The sequence below is a fragment of the Streptomyces canus genome (assembly GCF_030815415.1).
GTDB classification, from domain to species: domain Bacteria; phylum Actinomycetota; class Actinomycetes; order Streptomycetales; family Streptomycetaceae; genus Streptomyces; species Streptomyces canus_F.
Map to the genome: position 1 here is coordinate 9,265,211 of NZ_JAUSWW010000001.1, position 20,229 is coordinate 9,285,439.

Sequence of the window (20,229 nt, forward strand, 5' to 3'; positions counted from 1 at the left end):
ATGGACGGGGGAGTCTAGCGGCGCGGGCCCCGCAGCCCGACGACGAGATCGCGCGGCAGGCCGTGGGTGTCATGGAGGTAGTGGTAGTCCTCGTCGCTCAACTGCCCTTGGTACTGAGGGCGGGAGAGGACCCGTCGGCCCTGCTGGAGAAGCCTGCCGAAGCGGCGCTCCTCGTCCAGGAGCACCTTGAGGACCGGGGAGGTGCCGCCGGGCAGCCGGAAGTGGTCCAGGGTGTGCTCGACGAGTTCCGGCGGCAGGTCGGACAGGGTGCGGGTGGGGTCGTGCTGCCAGAGGGTGGTGAGGACACGGCGGACCAGGCGCCGCAGGACGTAGCCGCGGCCGGTGTTGGACGGCCGTACTCCGTCGCCGATGACGACGATGCCGGACCGCAGATGGTCGCAGACCAGCCGCAGTGACGGCGTCCCGTCCAGGTCCCACAGGGGTGGAAGCAGACGCGTCCAGGGCTCGAACAGGTCGGTGTCGTAGACCGAGTCGTGCCCCTGGAGGACGGTCACGAGGCGTTCCAGACCCATGCCCGTGTCGATGGAGGTCTGCGACAGAGGGGAGAGTTCGCCGTTCTCGTGGCGGCGGTAGCGCATGCTGACGTGGTTCCATACCTCCACCCAGCGCGGGTCGGTGGTGGGGGTGCCCTCCGGTGGGGTGTCGCCGGTCCAGACGAAGATCTCCGAGTCGGGGCCGCACGGGCCGACGGGGCCGTTGGACCACCAGTTGTCCTCGCGGGTCTGTTCCACGGACATCTCCAACTCCCGCCAGGTGCGCAGGGATTCGGTGTCGGGTCCGACCTGGTCGTCCCCGCCGAAGACCGTGACGTACAACTGCCCGTCCGGGATGCCGAATCCGTCGTGCAGCAGCTCGTATCCCCAGCGCAGGCTCTGCGAATGGCCGTAGTCGCCGAGCGACCAGGAGCCCAGCATCTCGAAGACCGTCAGATGCGTGGAGTCGCCGATCTCGTCGAGGTCGGTGGTGCGCAGACAGCGCTGGACGTTGACCAGGCGCCGGCCCCGAGGGTGCGGGCGGCCTTCAAGGTACGGGGTGAGGGGGTGCATGCCGGACGTGGTGAACAGCACCGGGTCCGAGGGCGGCGGAAGCAGGGTGCTGCCGGTGATGAGGTGGTGTCCGCGCTCGACGTAGAAGTCCGTGAAGGTGCGCAGGATCCGGTCCGTGTTCATGGCGGTGTTCCTTCGGGTCGGGGGACCGGGAAGAACCGCGGGGACAGAGAAGAAGAAGGCGCACTGCACCGGCGGTCCGTTTCCGGCCGCCGGGGGGAGGGGTGAGGTCAGGCGTCGGCAGCCGGGGAGCTGGTCGCTCGCGCGGCTGCGGTGTGGGTGTGCTCGATGACCTCCATGGATCAACGGTAACCGGCGGTGCCGGGGACGTCCTGCGGTTTTCAGTCCGTTCCGCCCGGGGTGATCAGCCCGGTCTCGTAGGCCAGGACGACCGCCTGGACCCGGTCGCGCAGATCCAGTTTCGACAGGATGCGGCCGACGTGGGTCTTGACCGTGGTCGGGCTGAGGAAGAGCCGGTCGGCGAGCTCGGCGTTGCTCAGCCCCGTCGCCAGCAGCCGGAGCACCTCCGTCTCGCGCGGTGTCAGGTCGGAGAGGTCGCGGTGCGGGCCGGGAGCCGGGCGGGCCTCCTCGCGGTGTGCGAAGCGCTCGATGAGACGGCGGGTGATCGCGGGCGCGAGCAGGGCGTCCCCGGACTGCACCAGGCGTACGGCAGCCACCAGATGCTCCGGGGTGACGTCCTTGAGCAGGAAGCCGCTGGCGCCGGCGGTGAGCGCGGCGTACACATAGTGGTCGAGGTCGTACGTGGTCAGGATGATGACCCGGGGGCCGTCCGCGCCCTCCTCCGTGAGAATGCGGCGCGTGGCCTCGATCCCGTCCATCCCCGGCATCCGGATGTCCATGAGGACCACGTCCGGCCGGGTACGGCGGACCGCGTCGACCGCCTCCGCTCCGTCGGCGGCCTCGGCGGTCACCTCGATGCCGTCCGCGGCGAGGATCATCCCGAAGCCGGTCCGTACGAGGGCCTGGTCGTCGGCGATGACGGCGCGCAGCTCCGGCCCGCTCATGCCGTCCGCCACGGGAGGAGGGCCTTGACGCGGTAGCCGCCGGCGAGGGTCGGACCGGCGGTCAACTCGCCGCCGTAGACCGCGAGTCGCTCGCGCAGCCCGATCAGCCCGCGGCCGTTCCCCTCCGGCTGCGGAGCGTCACGGACGGCTCCGGTGTCGATGACCTCGATCTGGAGGACCTCCTCGGCGTAGCCGATCACGACCGCGGCTTCCGCGCCCGGCGCGTGTTTGATCGTGTTGGTCAGCGCCTCCTGCACGACGCGGTACGCCGTCAGATCGATCCCGGGCGGCAGCGGATCCGGCGGGAGCGAGACGGCGACGCCCACCGGAGTCCCGGCGCCGCGCACCCGCACGATCAGCGCGTCGAGCTGCGCGAGACCGGGCTGGGGTTCCAGGGCGTCGGGCTGATCCGCGTCCGGGGCGGCCAACAGGCCCATCACATGGCGCAGTTCGGCCATCGCGGCCCGTCCCCCCGCCTCGACCGCCAGCAGCGCTTCCTTCGACCGCTGCGGCGCCACGTCCATCACCTTGCGCGCCGCCCCCGCCTGAATGACCATCACGCTCACATTGTGGGTCACGACGTCGTGCAACTCGGCGGCTATACGGGCCCGTTCCTCCTCCACGGCCCGGTGCATCGCCTCCTCCTGGTCCCGCTGGAACTGCGCGAGCCGCTCACGGTCGGCCGACAGACGCCGCCGCCAGTAGCGGACGAGACCGGCCGTCACCCCCGCGATCAGCAGCACCACCGCGGGGCTCGACCAGCCCGGCAGGATGGGCTCCGTCTCCCGGAAGGCGAAGCCGGCCAGCACCGCCGCGAAGACCATCGCCGCCGTCGCCACCGTCCGGTGCCGGCTGTGCATGACGGCGCTGTACGCGGCGATGACACAGGTCAGCACGTTGATCCAGGAGGCGTCGTCGCCGATGGCCAGCACCGCGGTCATCAGCACCGCGAACGCGGCGAGCGGGAACCTGCGCCGGACGGCAAGAGGCAGCGCCGACAGCACGATCAGCGGCCAGGGCGTGGAGTACGCCTCTTCCGGGATGAACCGCGGTCCCGGTGGCACGGGAGGGCGGGGCACGTCCGGGGGCCCGAACTCCACCTTCCCCAAGCTGGCCGGCCCGTCGCCGGGATAGCGCGCCGCCACGACCAGCGCGACCGCGGTCAGCAGCACCGCCAGGACGACGTCGGCACCGAGCGCACGCCGTGACAGCGGGGTACGCCTCGGCTCCGGCCGCACGGCGGCGCGCATCTGACGCAGCCAACGGTTCACGGTCTCCATCGGCACATTGTGGGGCCCGTGCCGACGCGGGCGCGTCCGCCTGTGAGGCCGACGAACCGTCCTGCGGGCGTACGTCGCAGGGATGACCCCGCGATCGGGTCCTCCGCGGGAAGGGCCCCATGTCGGTGCCCCGGGCGACGCGGCGCACGAGCCCGCGCCCCTACCTTCGCTGAGCCTGAACCCCTTCGACGCGAGGACCGACTCCATGACCCATGTGATCGAACTGACGGGCGTGGCCAAGCGCTACGACAGTGCCGGCGCACCCGCGCTCGGACCGATCGACCTCGGTGTCGCCCAGGGCGAGGCCCTCGCCGTCACCGGCCCCTCCGGCAGCGGCAAGTCCACCCTGCTGAACCTCGTCGCGGGCCTCGACAAGCCCACCACCGGCACCGTGACCGTGGCCGGACAGCGCGTCGACCGGATGGGCGAGCACGCGCTGGCCCGGTTCCGCCGCGAACAGATCGGCATGGTCTTCCAGTTCTTCAACCTGCTCGACGACCTCACCGTCGCCGACAACATCCAGCTTCCTGCCCAGCTGACCGGCACCTCCCGGCGCAAGGCGGCCACCCGGGCCGGGGAGCTCATGGAGGTGCTGGGCATCCAGAAGCACGCCCGCGCCTACCCCGGCCGGCTCTCCGGCGGAGAACGCCAACGGGTCGCGGTGGCACGGGCGTTGGTCAACCGGCCGGCCCTGCTGCTCGCCGACGAGCCGACCGGTGCCCTGGACAGCGCCTCGGGCGCGGACGTCCGGGAGCTGCTGGTCGACCTGCACCGCGGCGGGCAGACCATCGTGCTCGTCACCCACGACCCGGCCCTCGCCGAGGCGTGCGCGAGCCGCACGATCCACCTGGTCGACGGCCACCTCGCCCTCGACACCCGGACGGAGGCCGTGCGATGAGCGCCCTCGGCCGGGTCGTACGGTCCGGGGTCGGCCGGCGCCGGGTGCAGACCGTGGTGATCGCCCTGGCCACGATGATGGCCGTGGCCTCGGCGGTGGTCGCCGGCTCGCTCATGGTCGCCACCAACGCCCCCTTCGACCGCGCCTTCTCCCGGCAGAACGGGGCCCACCTCACCGCGGAGTTCGACCCGGCCAAGGTGAGCACGGCCCAGCTGACGGCCACGGGCACGCTGGACGGCGTCACCGGGACCGCGGGTCCCTACCCTTCCACGACGATCCACGGGGTGGACGACCAGGGACGGCAGACACCGGCGATGACACTGGTCGGCCGGTCCGACCCGGACAGCGACGTGGAGCGGCTGGACCTCAAGACGGGCCGGTGGCCGACGAAGACCGGTGAGATCGCGCTCTCGGAGTCGTTCGAGGGCCCCGCCTTCACACTGGGCTCCACCCTCAAGGCCTCGGACGCCGACAACAGCCCGACGCTCACCATCGTCGGATTCGCCCTGTCCGTCGGCAAGACCGCCGACGCCTGGGCGACCCCCGCCCAGGTGCGGGCACTCGGGTCGAAGGACACCCCGGTCACGAGCCAGATGCTCTACCGCTTCGACTCCGCCGGCACCACGAGCCAGATCGCCGCCGACCGGAAGAAGCTCGCGGCCGCCGTGCCGTCCGGTGCGCTCCTCGGCAGCCAGTCCTACCTGGACACCAAGCGGGCCGCCGACCAGAACGCCGCCCCGACGATCCCGTTCCTCATCGCCTTCGGCGTGCTCGGCATCGTCATGTCGGTGATCATCGTCGGCAGCGTCATCAGCGGCGCGGTCGGGACCAGCCTGCGCAGGATCGGCATCCTCAAGGCCATCGGCTTCACCCCGCGCGAAGTCGTCCGCGCCTACATCGCCCAGGCACTCCTCCCCGCAGGCGCCGGTATCGCGCTGGGCGTCGTCCTGGGCAACCTCATGGCTCTACCGCTCCTGGAGGACACCGAGACGGTCTACGGCACGGTCTCGCTGACGGTCGCCTGGTGGGTGGACGTCCTGGTGGCGGCCGTCGCCCTGCTCGTGGTCGGGGTCGCGGCGCTGGTCCCCGCGCTGCGGGCCGGACGGCTGCGGACCGTGGAGGCCATCGCCGTCGGCCGGGCCCCGCGGACGGGACGCGGCCAGTGGGCACACCGGGCGGCGGGCCGGCTGCCGCTGCCCCGCGCGGTGACCTACGGTCTGGCGAGCCCCTTCGCCCACCCGGTCCGTACCCTCGCGATGCTCCTCGCCGTGGCGTTCGGCACGGTCGCGGCGACCTTCGCGCTGGGGCTGACCTCGTCGCTGAACGAGGTGGCGGCGGCCGGGGACCCCGAGAGCCGCAACGACGTGAGCGTCTTCGCGGGCGGTCCCACCATCGGCAAGGGCCAACACGTCCCCGCACCGAACACCCCCACCCCCGCGCCGGCCGATCCGGCGAAGGTGAGCGCCGCCATCAAGGCACAGCCGGGCACCGCCCTGTACTACGGCGTGGCCCAGGAGGAGGCCACCGTGCCCGGAGTCTCCGGCACCGTCCGGGTCACCCTCTACGACGGTGACTCGAGCTCCGGCAGCTACGCGATGATCTCCGGCCACTGGATCACCGGCCCCGGCCAGGTCATCGTCTCCTCTCACTTCCTGGAGACCACCGGCACCGAGATCGGCGACACCGTGCGGGTGACCGCCGGCGAGGACACGGCCACCCTGCGGATCGTGGGCGAGGCCTTCGACACCTCCGACGACACGCTGGAGATCCACGCGGACATCGCCGACTTCTCGGCCGTCGAGCCCACCGAGTTCCGGGTCGATGTGAAGGAGGGCGTCTCCCCGACCGAGTACGCCGAGGCACTCACCGCGGCAGTGGAGCCGCTGGGCGCCGACGCCTTCGCCAACTCCCTCTCCGAGCAGGACAACCTCCTCATCGTCCTGAACGCGATGGCCGCGCTCCTCACCCTCATGCTCATCTCCGTGGCCGGACTCGGGGTCCTCAACTCCGTGGTCCTCGACACCCGGGAGCGCGTCCATGACCTGGGGGTGTGCAAGGCGCTCGGTATGACGCCGCGGCAGACCGTGAGCCTTGTGCTCGCCTCGGTGGCCGGGATCGGCATCTTCGGCGGACTCGTCGGGGTGCCGGCCGGATTCGCCCTGCACGGCTTCGTGCTGCCGGAGATGGCGGAGGCCGCGGGCACCGGGCTGCCGCCGTCGGTCCTGGAGGTGTACGACGCTCTCGAACTGGTCCTGCTGGGTCTGGCCGGGGTCGGCATCGCCGTGCTGGGCGCGCTGCTTCCGGCGGGCTGGGCGGCCAAGGCCCGCACGGCGACAGCGTTGCGCACGGAGTAGCCGATCACGTCATCAGCACATTTTCATTACGAGAATTCCACATAAGTGCCCCCGTGGGTGATCATTGAGCACTCAACAGCACATCCCTGGGGGGACCATGAGCCACGAAAACACGCCGCCGCCCATGCCGGGCTACACTCCGCCGCCCGCGCCCGGCTATCTGCCGCCGCCGCAGCCGCCTCAGCGCCCGACCAGGACCACCACGGTCCTGGTCGCCGCCGCGGCCGCGGTGGTGGCCGCGGTCCTCGCCGCCGTCGTCACCGCCAGAGTCGGCGGCGACGGCGAGGCCGAGGCGGCACCGACCGTCACCGTCACCCAGACGGTCCCGGCCGACGCCGGTGACACGGTGTCGGACAGCGGGTCCGACGAGGCCACCGAGGAACCGACCGCGGAGGAAGCGGGCGGGGACTCCTACGGGTTCGGCGACACGATCGTCTACGACAACGACGTGGAGGTCAGCCTCTCCAAGTTCTCCCGCGCGGTCTCCAGCGACTACGCGGCGCCCGAGAACACCCCGTACGCCAAGTTCACGATCAAGATCGTCAACCAGTCCGACAAGAAGGTCGACGCGAGCATGATGACGGTCAACTGCGCCTACGGCGACGAAGGCAAGGAGGGCGAGGCCATCTACGACGACGGACTCGACGGACTGCCCGACACCAGCATCCTCGCCGGCCGGTCTCTCTCCGTGCCCTGGGGATGCGAACTTCCCAAGGGCGAGAGCTTCCTCCAGATCGAGGTGGCACCCGACTACGAGTCGGAGACCTCCATCTTCACCGGCGAGGTGAAGAAGTAGCCGCCGCGTTTGCGTGCGACGCGGGGCCGACGGCAGGGTTCGGGGTGTGGCTACTTCGCTGATCGTGCATCACACCGTTCCTGTGGACTGAGCGGGAGTGAGCCCGTTCAGCCGCGCGCCCCGAACGGTCTTGGGCGAGCTGGTCCCCGGCGTACTCGACCCCGGGTGGCGACACGCATCCTGTGCGTGGTCCGGGCCCGGGAGGCCAGTTCCCTGCGCGACCTGGCCAGTTGGGCGCGGCCAGAGGCGGCGGGGAGGCCCAGACCCATCCTCTGGTGGAGCAGGGGCCCGCACGCTGACGCCGTACCCGGTGTCCCAGGTCGCACGATCACGTTAGCCCGATCAGCCCAGCACTCCGCAAGCCCGCCAGCAGACGATCACCCGATCGAGCTAACTCGACCTCATCGAGTCGATCACCACGGGCCTCGGCTGGCGCCGCGCGACGGACGCGGTGACGGTCACCGGAGAGCCCGGCAAGTCCGACACCGAGGCCTGCTGGGAACTGGGCGCGACCCTGGCCGCCGGGCTCATGGTCTGACCCTCAGCCCTTGACCGCCTCCGCGATCCGCAGGGCGGCCTCGGCGGGCGTGATGTGCGTGGTGTCGACGACCTCGGCCTCGTCGTGCAGCCAGGTGCGGGCCGCCTCGGCGTAGGGCTCCAGGTAGCGGAGCCGGAACGGGGAATCGGGGCCGAGAACGGTGTCGCCCGCGATGCGGCCGCGGAGCGTGTCCTGGTCGGCATGGAGGACGAAGTGCCGTACCGGGATGGCATGTCGGTCGAGACCCGCGCTGATCTCCCGCCAGTACCGCTCGACCAGGACGGCCATGGGAATCATCAGTGCGCCGCCGGTGTAGTCGAGGATGTGGCGGGCGGTCTCGACGACGAGCGGCCGCCACGGCGGTCAGTGCTGGAAGTTGTCCGTCGCCGGCAGCCCCGGCTTGATGTCCATGAGTGTCTCACCGACCTTCTCGGCGTCGAACACCCGTGAATCAGGGATCAGTTGCCCCACGCTAGCGCCGCACGGGACGAGGGCGGGGCCGGTCGCCCACGGAGCCCGCAATGGCATGCTGGACCGCATGGGTGATCACGCACACCACGACTCGGTACGCCGCAGTTACGACACCGTGGCGGAGGAGTACGCGACCCGCCTCCACGCGGAACTCGACCACAAGCCCCTGGACAAGGCGTTGCTCGCCGCCCTCCTGGAACAGACGGAACCGGGCACCACGATCGGTGACCTGGGCTGCGGTCCCGGACATGTGGCGGCCTGGCTCGCAGAGAAGGGCGCGCACACGGTCGGGATCGACCTGTCCCCGGGCATGCTCGCGGCGGGCGCGCGCCGCTTCCCGCAGGTGGAGTTCCGCGAGGGCGATCTACTGGAACTGCCCGCGAAGGACGCCGAGTTCGGTGCGGTGGTCGCCTTTTACACGATCCTCCACCTCGACCCCGGCGAACTGCACCGGGCCTTCGGGGAGATGGCGCGGGTCCTGCGTCCCTCGGGCCTGCTGCTCCTCTCCTTCCACATCGGCGAAGAGGTCCGGCACGTGGACGAATGGTGGGGTCACGATGTGGACGTCGACTTCCGCTTCCTCGACCCGACCCGGGTCGCCGAGCAGCTGGAGACGGCCGGCTTCGCCGTGGAGATGAGCCTGCAACGCACGCACTACGCCCACGAGGTGGAGACCCGCCGCGCCTACGTCCTGGCCCGACGCTCCTGACACGTCACGACGGGCTGGTAGTACCCAGTGGACTCCGGCGCGTGCCAGACGATGCCGGCGAAGCCCGCCTCGGCCAGGAGATGCGTCAACTGCGGGCGGGACAGCGCCCAGTAGGTGGTCCGGCGTCGTCGGACCGTCCAGTCGGCCCCGGCCGGGATGAGCTGGAAGTGTTCCAGGTCGTAGCGCTCGCCGTCCTCGTGCCAGTGCCACAGCTGAAACGTGATCACCCGGCCGTCGGGGGTCCGGCTGACCTGGGGTGGTGTCGAGAGGGGTCTGGTCCGGCGGATCTCGTCGTAGTCCCGGAGGGTGAGCAGCAGCATTCCGCCGTCGCGCAGCACCCTCCGCATGCCGCCGAGTGCCGCGGTGACCTCCGGCGCGGAGAGCAGATGCGGGAGCGAGTTGTCGGCGCAGACGACGACGTCGAAGACGGAGGACGCGAACGGCAGCCGGCGCATGTCCCCGGCGGCCGTCGCGAGCCCGACGCCCCGCGCGGCCGCCTCGGTCCCGGCGCGCGCGGCGGCACGCGGACTCAGATCGCTGCCGACGACCCGGTGTCCGGCTCGGGCCAGCCCGATCGCCTGGGTGCCGATCCCGCAGGAACAGTCCAGGACGCGCCGCGGCCCCGCTCCCAGCCGGTGCTCGACGAGCGCGTCGAGCACCGCCGCCTGGCGCGCCATGCTCGCATCCCAGTCCGGGAACATCAGGTGGTAGTCGGCGGCCAGGTCGTCGTAGAAGGCCCTGGGCGAGGACCGGCTTTCCGCGCTGCTCAGCTCAGCACCGCTTCCCAGGTGTCGACGGCGAAGTGAAGTGTCATGCCGCTACGTCCGTACAGCTCGGGGGCGCCCGTGGCGTTGGCCGTGTCGACGCCCAGTCCCACGGTGTCCCGTCCCCGCCCGGCGAACGCGGCGAAGGCCTGCCGCAGCAGCAGTGCGCCCAGGCCCCGGCCACGGGCCTCGCGCAGCACTCCGATGCTGCGGATCCACCCCGTCGCCTCCCGGTCGTCCCGGGAGATCAGGAACCCGGCGTCCCCCGACTCCTCGGTGCTGACGATCCACACCAGCGACCAGTCGAGGAGTGCGGCGTCGACGTCGTGCAGCCACTGCTCGTACGTGCGCGGCTGGAAGTCGAAGTGCTCGGCGAAAGCGGCCTGGTAGAGCCGATGGACGCGCTCACGGTCGGCGTCCGTCGCGCACGGGCGTATCCGTACCCCGGCGGGCGGCTCGGGGGCGAGGTCGCGCGCCGGGTCCAGGGGGCGTCGCAGCACGTGATAGCGGCGTACGACCTGCCAGCCCCGCGCCTTGATCAGCGCTGTGTCGAGTGTGGGCTCCGTGTTGAGATGCAGATGGACCACGGCCTTCGCCGCGCAGTTGGCCCGGGCCTTGTCGAGGGCCCTGGTGTGCATCGGCTCCAGAAGCAGCTCGCCGGCCGCCTGGTGATCGGGAAGGACGTAGTGGTCGATGTCGACGCGCTCGTCCCCGGAGTCGTCCCACAGCAGCCCGTACGCCACCAGCAGGTCACCGTCGAAGGCCAGCCAGGAGTCGCGCTCCAGGTCGATGTCGGGCCGCTTCAGATCCGCCTCGACGGTGTGCAGGTCGGTCTCGCGCCGGCCGATCTCGATCTCGTCGACGGTGTTGAGCAGTTCGGTGATCGCGGGGGCGTCGGCGAGCAGGGCCGGGCGCAGGACGTAGGACATGAGGGCCAGAGTGCTGGGGGCCGGGGGAGCGTGCAACGGAATTTCCCGCGGCGGGTGCCGGACGCGCTTCGTCGGGTTGCTCGTTCGTCCCCCTTCTCCGGTGTGTCGGGTACAAAACACCCGGTAACGTCACCGTCCTCAGGCCGGCTCGTGTTCGGGGGAACTGCATGGACTACTACGACCTCGGCACTCACGGTCGTACCGTGACGACCTCGTCCCCCGAGGCTCAGCTGTGGTTCGACCGCGGCCTCGTGTGGACGTACGCCTTCCACCACGAGGAAGCCGTCGCCTGCTTCGAGGCCGCGGTCCGGGCCGAACCCGACTGCGCCATGGCCTACTGGGGCATCGCGTACGCGCTCGGGCCCAACTACAACAAGCCGTGGGAGTTCTTCGACGGGGAAGACCTCGTACGGACCGTCGAGCGCACCCACGCCGCGGTGGAGCTGGCGCACGAGAAGGCGCAGGCCGGTGCCACGTCCGTCGAGCGGGCCCTGATCGGCGCGCTGCGCGCCCGCTACCCGCAGGCGAAGGCCGTCGAGGACTGCTCGGTGTGGAACGCGCCGTACGCCGACGCCATGCGCGCCGTCCACGAACTCGCCCCCGACGACCTGGACATCGCCACCCTGTACGCCGACGCCCTGATGAACCTGACCCCTTGGCAGCTGTGGAACATCGGAACCGGTGAACCGGCGGAAGGCTCCCGCACCTTGGAGGCCAAGGCGGTGTTCGACCGCGTGCTCGCGACGGACGCCGGCGCACACCATCCGGGTGTGCTGCACCTGTACATCCACCTGATGGAGATGTCCCCGACCCCCGAGGCCGCACTGCCCGTCGCCGACCGGCTGCGCGGGCTGGTCCCCGACGCCGGTCATCTCCAGCACATGCCCACGCACCTCGACGTCCTGTGCGGCGACTACCGGCGGGTCGTGTCGGACAACAGCGCCGCGATCGTCGCCGACGAGAAGTTCCACGCCCGCGCCGGAGCCATGAACTTCTACACCCTGTACCGGTCGCACAACTACCACTTCAAGATCTACGGCGCGATGTTCCTCGGCCAGTCCCGGACCGCCCTGGACACCGCCGCCCAACTGGAGGCCTCCGTCCCGGAGGAACTGCTGCGGGTACAGAGCCCGCCCATGGCCGACTGGCTGGAGGGCTTCCTCGCCATGCGGGTGCATGTGCTGATCCGCTTCGGCCGCTGGGCCGACCTCCTCCGACTGCCCCTGCCCGCCGACCCGGAGCTGTACAGCGTGACGACCGCGATGCTGCACTACGCCCGTGGCGTCGCCCTGTCCGCCACCGGCCGGATCCCCGAGGCCGAGGCCGAGCGCGTCCTGTTCCACGAGGCGGTGGCCCGGGTTCAGGAGACGCGCATGCTGTTCAACAACACCTGCGCCGACATCCTCGCCATCGCCTCCGCGATGCTCGAAGGCGAACTCGACTACCGCAAGGGCGACTTCGACGCCGCGTTCGCCGCGCTGGAGCGCTCCATCGACCTCGACGACAACCTGCCCTACGACGAGCCATGGGGGTGGATGCAGCCCACCCGGCACGCCTACGGCGCCCTGCTCCTGGAACAGGGGCGTGTCGCGGAGGCCGAGGCGGTCTACCGCGCCGACCTCGGGCTCGACGACACCCTGCCGCGCGCGGTGCAGCACCCGGGCAACGTGTGGGCCCTGCACGGGTTCCACGAGTGCCTCGTGCGGCTCGGCAAACACGGCGAGGCGCGGATCGTGGCACAGCAACTGAAGATCGCCGTCGCGCTGGCGGACGTACCGATCGAGGCGTCGTGCTTCTGCCGCCTCGACACCGGTTGCTGTTCCTGATCACGCCCGGAAGTCGCTGACAGGTGGAGCCTCTTACAGCCGAGTATGCGCTTTCTATTGACGTGTACTTGGCATGATGGCTACATGGGAGCGCTCCCATACCCCTCTTCCCGAGCCTGAGTTTCTTGGCGCTCACTCCCTGGAGTCGCAGTGAGAAGAACAAGAAGCACGACTAGAAAGAGCCTCCTGGCCCGCCTGGTGACTGTCCTCCTCGGACTCGTCGTCGTAGGCGCCCTGTGCCCCGCTGCCGCCCTGGCCCAGGCCGAACCGCCGGGCACCCAGGCCACCGGCCTGCACATCAGCAACGGCAGGCTGCTCGAAGGCAACGGCAACGACTTCGTGATGCGCGGCGTCAACCACGCCCACACCTGGTACCCGAACGAGACGCAGTCACTGGCCGACGTGAAGGCGCTCGGCGCCAACACCGTCCGCGTCGTCCTCGCCGACGGTCACCGCTGGACCGCGAACAGCGCCTCGGACGTTGCCAACGTTGTCACCCAGTGCAAGGCCAACAAGCTCATCTGCGTCCTGGAGGTGCACGACACCACCGGATACGGCGAGGAGGCCGCGGCCGGCACCCTCGACCAGGCGGCCGACTACTGGATCGGCCTCAAGAACGTGCTCGCGGGCCAAGAGAACTACATCATCATCAACATCGGCAACGAGCCCTGGGGCAACACCGACCCCGCCGGCTGGACCGCCCCCACCACCGCCGCGATCAAGAAGCTGCGCGCCGCCGGCTTCGAGCACACGATCATGGTGGACGCGCCCAACTGGGGCCAGGACTGGCAGGGCGTCATGCGCGCCAACGCCCAGTCCGTGTACGCCGCCGACACCACCGGCAACCTGATCTTCTCGATCCACATGTACAGCGTCTTCGACACGGCGGCGGAGATCACCGACTACCTCAACGCCTTCGTCACCGCCAAACTCCCCCTCGTCATCGGCGAGTTCGGCGGCCCCGCCGACCAGTGGGGCGACCCGGACGAGGACACCATGCTGGCCACCGCCGAGCAGCTCGACCTCGGCTATCTCGCCTGGTCCTGGAGCGGCAACACCGACCCGATCCTCGACCTGTCGATCGGCTTCGACCCCACGCAGTTGAGCGCCTGGGGCCAGCGCATCTTCAACGGCGTCAACGGCATCGCCCAGACGTCGAAGGAAGCCACGATCTACGGCGGCGGCAACCCGGGCGACACCCAGGCGCCGACGACCCCCGGCACCCCCACCGCCTCCGCGGTCACCGCCACCTCCGCGACCCTGTCCTGGACCGCCTCGACCGACAACGTGGGCGTCGCCGGATACGACGTCGTGCGGGTGAGCGGCGGCACGGAGACGAAGGTCGCCGCCTCCACCGCCAACTCCGCCACGGTCTCGGGCCTCACGGCCAAGACGGCGTACACCTTCGCCGTCTACGCCCGTGACGCGGCCGGCAACCGCTCGTCGCGTTCGGCCACCGTGAACGTGACGACCGGCGACACACCCGCCGGAAACTGCTCCGTCGGCTACCGCGTCGTCGGGGAGTGGCAGGGCGGATTCCAGGGCGAGATCACCATCCGCAACACCGGGACGGCCGCCGTCAACGGCTGGACCCTCGGCTTCTCCTTCGCCAACGGCCAGACCGTCTCCAACATGTGGGGAGGCACACCCACCCAGACCGGTGCCGCGGTGAGCGTCACCCCCGCCTCCTACACCTCCACCATCCCCGCCGCCGGCTCGGTCACCGTCGGCTTCATCGGCACCAAGGGCGCGGTCAACACGGCCCCGACCGCGTTCACCCTCAGCGGGAGCGCCTGCACGACCACCTGACCGGACACCTGAAACGACCGGCGGGGGCGCCGCCCTCGCCGGTCGACGTGTGCGATGACGCGGACCGGACCGGTGGCCGCAGAAGCCGTCTGCCGCGCTCACCCCGCCGCCTCGCCTCCCGTCTCTCCGGCCCACCGCGCACTCCACGCGTTCAGCGGACTCAGCGCCTCGACGAGATCCTCGCCGAGCGGGGTGAGGTGATACGCGTCGTCGCGCAGGTCGAGGAGACGGGCCCCGGTCAGTTCGCCGAGGCGGGTGCTGAGCACGCTGGAGGACATGCGCTCGCACCGCCGCTGAAGCTCGCGGAAGCCCGCGGGGCTCTGGTGCAGCTCCCAGAGGATGCGCAGTGCCCAGCGTCGGCCGAGCAGATCCAGCACCGCCATGACGGGGCGGCCCGACGTGGATCCGCGTACCGGCACGCCTGGCCGCGGCGTCGTGGACTCCGCGTCTGACTCCATGGCCGCTCCTTGTGCTTCGGTTTTGAAAGCAGCATACTGATTCGAAAATCGAAGCAGGAGGGTGCCGTATGCCGCGCATAGAACCGCTCCACCCGCCCTACCCCGCCGCCGTCGACCAGTCACTGCGCCGCTGGATGCCCCCGGACGCACCGCACGAGCCGCTCACCCTGTTCCGTGTCCTGCACCGCAACCCGGACCTGACCTCCCGGATGTTCGTCCTGGGCTCCGGACTCCTCGGCCACGGACTGCTCCCAGCGATGGACCGCGAGATCGTCATCGCCCGCGTCACCGCACGCGCCGGCTGCGCCTACGAGTGGGGCGTGCACGCCGCCTCACTGGTCCGGCAGGCGGGACTCACCGAGGAGCAGATCCGGGCGACGACGGAGACCGACCCCACCGCGACGACCTCCTGGCTGCCCCGCCACACCGCGCTCCTCGCCGCCGTCGACGAACTGCACGACACCGCGCGCCTCTCGCAGCCCGCCTGGGACGCCCTGCGCGTCCACTACGAGGACGACCAGCTCCTCGAGTTCCTCGTGCTGACCGGCTGGTACCGCACGATCAGCCACCTGGCCAACGGACTCCAACTGGAGGAGGAAGCCTGGGGCACCCCGTTCCCGGCCACGCCGGTCGGCCGGCCCGGCGACTGAACCGCTCCACCGCCTCCCGCAGCGCGGCTCGCGTGGTCACCTACACTGCGGCCGGCGGCACGAGTGACGCGGGAGAACTGGACCCGCTGCGTACCCTGGGCCTGACGGGCGTCTCCGGCATCCGAGCCGTCGAGGAACCGCCTCCGTCGCCGCCCCACCCCTTCCACCACGCACGAGAGGCCTCCGAATCATGCGCCGTTACGTTCTCACCGGCACGCCGGGCGCGGGCAAGACGTCGATCCTGCACGGCCTCGCCGCGCTCGGCCACGCGGTCGTCGAGGAGGCGGCGACCGCGGTCATCGCCGGGGCCCAGGCCCGCGGCGAGGACGAGCCGTGGACCCGGGCATCCTTCATCGAGGAGGTCGTCGAGCTGCAGCGGCGACGGCAGTTGGCGGCCGCCGCGACCGACTCCGTCCAGGTCTACGACCGTTCGCCGGTGTGCACCCATGCCCTCGCCCGGTACCTGGGGCGGCCGGTGCCGGTGACGCTGACCGCGGAGCTCGAACGGATCACGACCCAGGCGATCTATGAACCGCAGGTGTTCTTCGTCCGTAACCTGGGCTTCTGCGAACCCACCGGCGCCCGCCGGATCAGCTTCGCGGAGTCGCTGGAGTTCGAGAAGGTCCACGAGGAGAGCTACCGCGCCTTCGGCTACGAGCTCGTCGACATCCCCGCCGCCGGCCTGGAGCGACGCGTCGCCACGGTCAGCGCGGCGATCTCGGCTGCGCGACCTTCTGCATCAAGCCGCATCAGTTCATCGACGATGGGGGAGGAGTGGCAGCGTTCTGCCGTGAGGTGATCCGCCGGGTGGAGGCCTTTTCCGGGTGAGGGGTGTCCCCGGTTCGTCAGGTGGATTAGTTTTCACCAATGCATGGATCCGGTGAGGAGTCGTCGATGAGCACAAGCGAGTATCCGGAGGCCGCTACGGCGGCGGGCGCGGTACGCGGTCGTCGGGAGGGTGCCCTGACGGTGTTCCGCGGAATCCCGTACGCGCGGCCTCCCGTGGGCGAGGCCCGCTTCGCGGCTCCGCGGCGGGTGGAGCGCTGGGACGGCGTACGGGAGGCCTTCGCGTTCGGTCCGCCTCCGCCGCAGGAACCGTTCGGCCCCGAGGCTCCCGGGACCCTTCCGGCCGGTGACGACTGGCTCACCGTGAACGTCTGGACCCCGGACGCGGACCCGGTGGCACGCCGCCCGGTGATGGTGTGGATCTACGGCGGCGCCTACAAGTTCGGCTCCTCCGACGACCCCGCGTACGACGGCGGCCGGCTCTCGCGCGAGGGTGGGATCGTCGTGGTCACCCTGAACTACCGGGTCGGCATCGAGGGCTTCCTGAGGATCGAGGGCGCTCCCGCGAACCGCGGTCTGCTCGACCAGGTGGCGGCGCTGGAGTGGGTGCGCGAGAACATCGCCGCCTTCGGAGGCGATCCGGAGCAGGTCACCGTCTTCGGTGAGTCGGCGGGTGCGGGGTCCATCGCCGCGCTGATGGCGATGCCGGGGGCGCGCGGGCTGTTCCGGCGGGCCATCGCGCAGAGCGTGCCGGGCACGTACTTCTCGGACGCGCTCGCCGCCGACATCGCGGAGACTCTGGCCGCCGGGATCGGGCTGCGGCCCACCGTGGCCGACCTCGCCGGGGTGGACCCGCGCAAGCTGCCCGAGGCGGGGGCCGCGCTGAGCGGCCGTATGCGTGAACACGTGCCTCGCTGGGGCGCCGTCGCCCTCACTCCCACCCCCTTCTCGCCCGTCGTCGACGGCGAGGTCCTGCCCACCGCACCCTGGGAGGCCCTCGCGGACGGCGCTGCCCGTGACGTGGAGCTGATCACCGGACACAACAGGGACGAGTACCGCCTCTTCCTCCTGCTCGGCGGGCTGCTCGGCCGGGTGGACGACGGACTGGCCGCACTGGCCCTGAGCCTGTTCGGCCCGACGCCGGACGCCGAGCAGGCCTACCGGGCGGCCTTCCCCGACGCCTCCACGGAGTACCTGTTCGAACTCGTGCAGTCCGACTGGCTGTTCCGCATGCCCTCACTGCGTCTGGCCCAGGCGCACGTGGCCGGCGGCGGCCGGGCGCACGTCTACGACCTCACCTGGTCCGCCCCCGCGAACGGCGGCGCACTCGGCGCCTGCCACGGGCTGGACGTACCCCTGACCTTCGGGGTGTTCGACGGCAACGGGCTGGGCACTATGCTGATCGGACCCACCCCCTCGCCCGAGACCGAGACCCTCTCCGCCCACATCCGCTCCTCCTGGACCGCGTTCGCCACGACGGGCGACCCGGGCTGGCCCGCCTACGATCCCGAGCGCCGCCTCGTCCGGCTCCTCGACACCGAACCCACGGTCACCGCCTACCCGGAGGAGATCTCACGCCGGCTGTGGGAGCGGCACACCTTCACCGCGCTGCCCCTGACGACGGTGTAGCCCGCCCGGCGTGTGTCACAGGCGTGCCGCGTGATCGGGGACGTAGGTCTGCAGATCGCGCGGTGTGCGCTGATAGCCGGTCGACTCCGGGCGGTCGGGCAGCTCCAGGACCGGTGGTGGCACCTCGTGGTACGGCATCGAGCTCAGCAGATGGGCGATCGTGTTGAGCCGGGCACGGCGCTTGTCGTCGCTCTCCACCACGTACCACGGGGAATCCGTGATGTCGGTGTGCACCATCATCTCGTCCTTGGCCCGCGAGTACGCCTCCCAGTGGGTGATCGACTCCAGGTCCATCGGCGACAGCTTCCAGCGCCGCAGCGGATCCTCCAGCCGGCGCCGGAAGCGTTCCTGCTGCTCGGTGTCGCTCACCGAGAACCAGTACTTGCGCAGCAGGATCCCGTCCTCCACGAGCATCCGCTCGAAGACGGGGCACTGGCGCAGGAAGAGCTGGTGCTCCTCCTTGGTGCAGAAGCCCATCACGTGCTCGACCCCGGCCCGGTTGTACCAGGACCGGTCGAACAGCACGATCTCGCCGGCGGCCGGTAGATGCTCGACGTAGCGCTGGAAGTACCACTGACTGCGCTCGCGCTCGGTCGGCTTGGGCAGTGCCGCGATCCGTGCCACACGCGGGTTGAGATGCTCGGAGACCCGTTTGATGGTGCCGCCCTTGCCCGCCGCGTCCCGCCCCTCGAAGACGACGACCAGCCGGGTCCCCGTGGCCCGCACCCACTCCTGGAGCTTCACCAACTCCGTCTGCAGGCGCAGCAGTTCCTTCTCGTACACCTTGCGCGGCAGTTTCTCCGCCTTCTTGCCGACCATGCCTGCACCGTACTGTCCGGGCGGTGACCGCGCATCGTGGACGGAGCCTTGTCCGGAGTACTGACAGTGTGAAGTGTGGCGTGTAGATTGCGGCCGTCGCGAAAATGCACAAACAAGCCGGGCTGTCGAGCCGCACCAGGGCAGCCGTGGTCTCTTCCCCCACCCCTTCCCCCAGGAGGAGCCCATGCGAAGGCGCATACTCGGGTTCGGCGCAGCGCTGATCACCTTCGTCGCCGTGGCCGGATGCGGATCCTCGGACTCGGACGCCGGTGACTCGTCATCCTCGGGAGGCGGCAAGACCACGACGGTCAAGGTCGGCATCATTCCGATCGTCGACGTCGCCCCGCTCTATCTGGGGCAGGAGAAGGGCTTCTTCAGCAGCCGTGGCATCAAGCTGGAGATGGTCCCCGCCCAGGGCGGCGCAGCGATCGTGCCCGGTGTGGTGAGCGGGCAGTTCAAGTTCGGGTTCAGCAACACGACCTCGCTGATGGTCGCCCAGGTCAAGGGAGTTCCGGTCAAGTCCGTGGTCAACGGGGCGGCCTCCAACGGCAAGGTCGGCGGCGACGTCACCGCCGTGATGGTGAAGAAGGACAGCCCCGTCAAGACGGCCAAGGACCTCGCCGGACGGACGGTGGCCGTGAACACCTTGCAGAACATCGGCGACACCACTGTGCGCGAGTCGGTGCGCAAGGCCGGCGGCGACCCCTCCGAGGTCAAGTTCGTCGAGATCCCGTTCGACCAGATGCCCGCCGCCGTGGACGACGGCCGGGTGGACGCCGCCTGGATGGGCGAGCCCGCGCAGACGGTCGCCAAGGCGCAGGGCGCCCGCGTCGTGGCCTCACCGTTCGCCGAGACGGACCCCAAGCTCACCGTGGCGACGTACTTCACCTCGGCACAGTTCGCGCAGCAGAACCCGGACCTGGTGAAGAAGTTCACCGAAGCCATGACGGAGTCGCTCGAGTACGCCTCCGCCCACCCGGACGAGGCCCGCCAGACCCTCACGACCTACACCAAGATCAGCGGCGATGTCCTGAAGAACCTCATCCTCCCCAGCTGGCCGGCCGACGTCGACATGGCCTCCCTGGAGAAGCTGGCCGCACTCAGCGAGAAGGACGGCCTGTTCGGCGACAAGAAGCCGGACCTGAACGCCCTGTTCTCATGACCGGGCCGTGTCGTCGTCCTGGGGGCGAGGCGTGACGACCTCGCCCTGAATCACCTCGGGGTTCGCCCGTCCCTCGGCCGGGCCGTCGTCCATGGCGTCTTTCTCCGCCTTGAGAATGCGCGCCGACTTGCCCGCCGAGCGGGTCAGTTCGGGGAGCTTCTTCGCCGCCAGGACGGCGATGACGACGATGAGAAGGATGGCGAGCTCGCTCAGTCCGAACATGGGGATCCCTCCGGATCAGACGGGGACGCCGAAGTCG

General features: G+C 70.5%; 18 protein-coding genes and 2 pseudogenes. 11 read left to right on the forward strand and 9 right to left on the reverse strand.

The features are described from left to right. Positions 1-14 precede the first annotated feature (14 nt). From QF037_RS42965 to QF037_RS42975, 3 genes are all read right to left on the reverse strand, one after another. A complete protein-coding gene (locus tag QF037_RS42965) occupies positions 15-1,190 on the reverse strand; it encodes an alanine--tRNA ligase-related protein (protein ID WP_307034932.1) in 1,176 nt (391 codons plus the stop codon). Positions 1,191-1,408: 218 nt separating this feature from the next. Then, a complete protein-coding gene (locus tag QF037_RS42970; RefSeq protein WP_307034934.1) occupies positions 1,409-2,092 on the reverse strand; it encodes a response regulator in 684 nt (227 codons plus the stop codon). Then, positions 2,089-3,372 carry a sensor histidine kinase gene (locus tag QF037_RS42975; RefSeq protein WP_307034936.1) on the reverse strand — a complete coding sequence of 428 codons (1,284 nt, stop codon included), beginning with the start codon at positions 3,370-3,372 and terminating at the stop codon, positions 2,089-2,091. Before QF037_RS42975 ends, QF037_RS42970 begins: the two co-directional genes overlap by 4 nt. Before the next feature lie 205 nt (positions 3,373-3,577). Between QF037_RS42975 and QF037_RS42980 the strand changes: the two genes are divergently transcribed. The 4 genes and pseudogenes from QF037_RS42980 to QF037_RS42995 form a co-directional block, all read left to right on the forward strand. Beyond that, positions 3,578-4,270 carry an ABC transporter ATP-binding protein gene (locus QF037_RS42980; RefSeq protein WP_307034938.1) on the forward strand — a complete coding sequence of 231 codons (693 nt, stop codon included), beginning with the start codon at positions 3,578-3,580 and terminating at the stop codon, positions 4,268-4,270. Then, positions 4,267-6,624 carry an ABC transporter permease gene (locus tag QF037_RS42985; RefSeq protein ID WP_307034941.1) on the forward strand — a complete coding sequence of 786 codons (2,358 nt, stop codon included), beginning with the start codon at positions 4,267-4,269 and terminating at the stop codon, positions 6,622-6,624. Before QF037_RS42980 ends, QF037_RS42985 begins: the two co-directional genes overlap by 4 nt. A 124-nt stretch (positions 6,625-6,748) precedes the next feature. After that, a complete protein-coding gene (locus QF037_RS42990) occupies positions 6,749-7,420 on the forward strand; it encodes a hypothetical protein (protein ID WP_307034943.1) in 672 nt (223 codons plus the stop codon). A gap of 403 nt (positions 7,421-7,823) precedes the next feature. Continuing rightward, positions 7,824-7,958: pseudogene (locus QF037_RS42995) on the forward strand (flavodoxin family protein); the annotation flags it as partial. A gap of 3 nt (positions 7,959-7,961) precedes the next feature. On the opposite strand, the pseudogene QF037_RS43000 reads toward QF037_RS42995, so the two are convergent. Continuing rightward, a pseudogene (locus QF037_RS43000) lies at positions 7,962-8,486 on the reverse strand (ATP-binding protein). Positions 8,487-8,496: 10 nt separating this feature from the next. Between QF037_RS43000 and QF037_RS43005 the strand changes: the two are divergent. Further along, on the forward strand, positions 8,497-9,138 hold the full coding sequence (locus QF037_RS43005; protein WP_307034945.1) for a class I SAM-dependent methyltransferase: 642 nt from the start codon (positions 8,497-8,499) through the stop codon (positions 9,136-9,138). On the opposite strand, the gene QF037_RS43010 is transcribed toward QF037_RS43005, so the two are convergent. Both QF037_RS43010 and QF037_RS43015 read right to left on the reverse strand, forming a co-directional pair. Continuing rightward, positions 9,114-9,839, reverse strand: coding sequence for a class I SAM-dependent methyltransferase (locus QF037_RS43010; RefSeq protein WP_307034947.1), 726 nt, complete (start codon positions 9,837-9,839; stop codon positions 9,114-9,116). The genes QF037_RS43005 and QF037_RS43010 overlap by 25 nt on opposite strands. Positions 9,840-9,904: 65 nt before the next feature. After that, positions 9,905-10,831, reverse strand: a complete 927-nt coding sequence (locus tag QF037_RS43015) for a GNAT family N-acetyltransferase (protein WP_307034950.1) — start codon at positions 10,829-10,831, stop codon at positions 9,905-9,907. Positions 10,832-10,998: 167 nt separating this feature from the next. Here QF037_RS43015 and QF037_RS43020 point away from each other — a divergent pair, with 167 nt between their 5' ends. After that, positions 10,999-12,657 (forward strand): hypothetical protein, encoded by a 1,659-nt coding sequence (locus QF037_RS43020; RefSeq protein ID WP_307034952.1) that lies wholly within the window; start codon positions 10,999-11,001, stop codon positions 12,655-12,657. 150 nt (positions 12,658-12,807) lie between these two features. Beyond that, positions 12,808-14,466: a cellulase family glycosylhydrolase gene (locus tag QF037_RS43025; protein ID WP_307034954.1), complete on the forward strand. Its 1,659-nt coding sequence runs from the start codon at positions 12,808-12,810 to the stop codon at positions 14,464-14,466. 98 nt (positions 14,467-14,564) lie between these two features. Here QF037_RS43025 and QF037_RS43030 read toward each other — a convergent pair whose 3' ends face one another. Next, the gene (locus tag QF037_RS43030) at positions 14,565-14,924 is read right to left on the reverse strand and encodes a winged helix-turn-helix transcriptional regulator (protein ID WP_307034955.1); all 360 of its coding nucleotides are present in this window, start codon (positions 14,922-14,924) and stop codon (positions 14,565-14,567) included. A gap of 68 nt (positions 14,925-14,992) precedes the next feature. Between QF037_RS43030 and QF037_RS43035 the strand changes: the two genes are divergently transcribed. The 3 genes from QF037_RS43035 to QF037_RS43045 all read left to right on the forward strand — a co-directional run bounded on the left by QF037_RS43035 (position 14,993) and on the right by QF037_RS43045 (position 17,989). Further along, positions 14,993-15,574, forward strand: a complete 582-nt coding sequence (locus QF037_RS43035; RefSeq protein WP_307034957.1) for a carboxymuconolactone decarboxylase family protein — start codon at positions 14,993-14,995, stop codon at positions 15,572-15,574. Positions 15,575-15,764: 190 nt separating this feature from the next. Further along, on the forward strand, positions 15,765-16,373 hold the full coding sequence (locus QF037_RS43040) for an ATP/GTP-binding protein (RefSeq protein ID WP_307034959.1): 609 nt from the start codon (positions 15,765-15,767) through the stop codon (positions 16,371-16,373). A 95-nt stretch (positions 16,374-16,468) separates the two neighbouring features. Continuing rightward, positions 16,469-17,989, forward strand: a complete 1,521-nt coding sequence (locus tag QF037_RS43045) for a carboxylesterase/lipase family protein (protein WP_307034961.1) — start codon at positions 16,469-16,471, stop codon at positions 17,987-17,989. A gap of 15 nt (positions 17,990-18,004) precedes the next feature. Here QF037_RS43045 and ppk2 read toward each other — a convergent pair whose 3' ends face one another. Then, entirely contained in the window at positions 18,005-18,808 is an 804-nt protein-coding gene (gene ppk2, locus QF037_RS43050) for a polyphosphate kinase 2 (protein ID WP_307034962.1), read from the reverse strand. Between the two features lie 184 nt (positions 18,809-18,992). On the opposite strand from ppk2, the gene QF037_RS43055 reads away from it, so the two are divergent. Beyond that, positions 18,993-19,970 carry an ABC transporter substrate-binding protein gene (locus tag QF037_RS43055; RefSeq protein ID WP_307034964.1) on the forward strand — a complete coding sequence of 326 codons (978 nt, stop codon included), beginning with the start codon at positions 18,993-18,995 and terminating at the stop codon, positions 19,968-19,970. Here QF037_RS43055 and QF037_RS43060 read toward each other — a convergent pair. Then, positions 19,965-20,192, reverse strand: a complete 228-nt coding sequence (locus tag QF037_RS43060) for a twin-arginine translocase TatA/TatE family subunit (protein ID WP_307034966.1) — start codon at positions 20,190-20,192, stop codon at positions 19,965-19,967. The two genes, QF037_RS43055 and QF037_RS43060, sit on opposite strands and share 6 nt — an antisense overlap. Positions 20,193-20,229: the final 37 nt, after the last annotated feature.